The organism is Aporhodopirellula sallentina SM41, assembly GCF_000346505.1.
Classification (GTDB): domain Bacteria; phylum Planctomycetota; class Planctomycetia; order Pirellulales; family Pirellulaceae; genus Rhodopirellula; species Rhodopirellula sallentina.
Window position 1 is genome coordinate 1 of sequence record NZ_ANOH01000310.1, and the last position, 2031, is coordinate 2031.

The window sequence follows — 2031 nt, forward strand, 5'->3', positions numbered from 1 at the left end:
CCTCGAGTCTGTTACCCAGGTCGTCGAACAGTTGCCGACTTGGCGACGAAACCTCGTGACCGAAGTGTCGAAATCAGCTTCAGACACACCGCGGCCTAAAGTTTCATCGGCTTCGATCGCTGGTTCAGCGACATCGGCGAATCAATCCGAGAAATGTTCCTGATCGACATCGTCGGCAACGGATTTGCCCCTGCTAGCTAACTCCACTAAAAAAGCCGAGCAGGGCCCCCGCCTAGTGCCCATAGCTAACCGGCCGCCGGGGACGGTAGAGGGATCCAAATCCAGGGGGGGCAGGACACCTAGCTTCCACCAGAAATCCAAGGTCTGATCGCAGACTCAGGCGGAAAAGGGAAAGCGGACATGGAACTGGATGCGATGGTTGCGTTGCTGAAATGGCGGGACATGTCGATCGCCGAAGTTGCGGACTGCCTGAACCGGACGCAGGAGCACGTTCGGAGAACCTATATCGACCCTTTTACTCAGGCTGATCTTTTCCGCCCGACGATCCCCGACCGCCCCGCAGATCCCCGCCAAACCTACCATGTCAATACACGCAGGAACATGGAGTACGCTAAAAACCAATGAGCCTGCACACCGAGATCCATTTCGAGGGCGAGATCTGTGAACACCTGCTTCAGCATGATTGGCACTACCATGCGGAAGATGCATCCGGCTATAACCGTGAACTAGCGTTGTATCCGGATGACGTAGTTGCATGGCTACAGGAGACGCAGCCCAAAGCATGGAAGGCGTTGACTAAGAATCATGGCCAAGCGGCTGAGGCAACGCTGTTGCAGCGATTGAGGCACTCGCTGAACCAGACCGGCACATTGCAGGTTTTGCGGCAGGGCTTTGATGTGCTGGGGTTGCGAAGCGTCGTGAAGATGGCGCAGTTCAAGCCAGCTTCGGCCGTGAATCCCGACATCATCAAGCGATACAACGCCAATCGGCTTCGCGTCGTAAGACAAGTTCACTACTCGACGCACAATGAACTCAATATCGATCTGGTGCTGTTCCTGAACGGCATACCGGTCGCCACTGCCGAACTGAAGACCGATTTCACTCAGAGCATTGACGATGCGATTGATCAATACCGATTTGACCGCATCCCCAACCCGAAGGGACAGACCGCAGAGCCACTGCTGACATTCCCTAGCGGTGCCTTGGTTCACTTCGCTGTCAGTAGCGGTCAGGTCGCAATGACAACGCGGCTTTCTGGTCCGAAAACTCGATTCCTCCCGTTCAACCTGGGTGACAACGGATCCTCAGGCAATCCGGTCAATCCGGACGGTCACAAGACCGCATATCTTTGGGAACGGGTGTGGCAACGAGACAGTTGGCTCGACATCCTGGGGCGTTATCTCGTCGCAGAGAAAGACGACAAAAAGAACATCAAGGCAATTGTCTTCCCTCGTTATCATCAACTCGACGTCACGCGGGCATTGCTTTCGGATGTTGCGGCCCGCGGCGCCGGTAAAAAGTATCTCATCCAGCATTCAGCGGGCAGCGGGAAAACAATGTCGATTGCGTGGACCGCGCACTTTTTCGGCGACTTGCACGACGAAGACAACCAGAAGATTTTCGATTCCGTAATCGTCGTTTCGGATCGGAATGTGATCGACGGTCAACTACAAGACGCCCTCAAGGATTTCGAACGAACCAAGGGAGTTGTGGCAACGATTAAGGGCGGCAGTAGCAGCAAGAGCGCAGAGCTTGCCGAGGCGCTTTCCGGTGACAAGAAAATCGTCGTCTGCACAATCCAAACCTTTCCGTTTGCGTTGGAGACGGTGCAAAAGCTAGCTGCGACAGAAGGGAAACGATTTGCTGTTATCGCGGATGAGGCTCACAGTTCGCAAACCGGTGAAGCGGCTGCGAAGCTGAAGCAAGTGCTGTCGGCTGACGAGCTCAAGGACTTGCAGGACGGTGGAGAAGTCAGCAACGAGGACATCCTGACTGCGCAGATGGGTTCTAAGGCAAAAGACGTCGGAATCACATATGTCGCCTTCACGGCGACGCCTAAGGCAAAGACTC

2 protein-coding genes are annotated in these 2031 nt (G+C 55.0%); both read left to right on the forward strand.

The window, feature by feature from the left end:
• Positions 1-360 precede the first annotated feature (360 nt).
• A complete protein-coding gene (locus RSSM_RS20690) occupies positions 361-585 on the forward strand; it encodes a hypothetical protein (RefSeq protein WP_008683401.1) in 225 nt (74 codons plus the stop codon).
• A partial coding sequence (locus RSSM_RS20695) for a DEAD/DEAH box helicase family protein (RefSeq protein ID WP_008683405.1) occupies positions 582-2031 on the forward strand: 1450 nt, incomplete at its 3' end. The genes RSSM_RS20690 and RSSM_RS20695, both read left to right, overlap by 4 nt.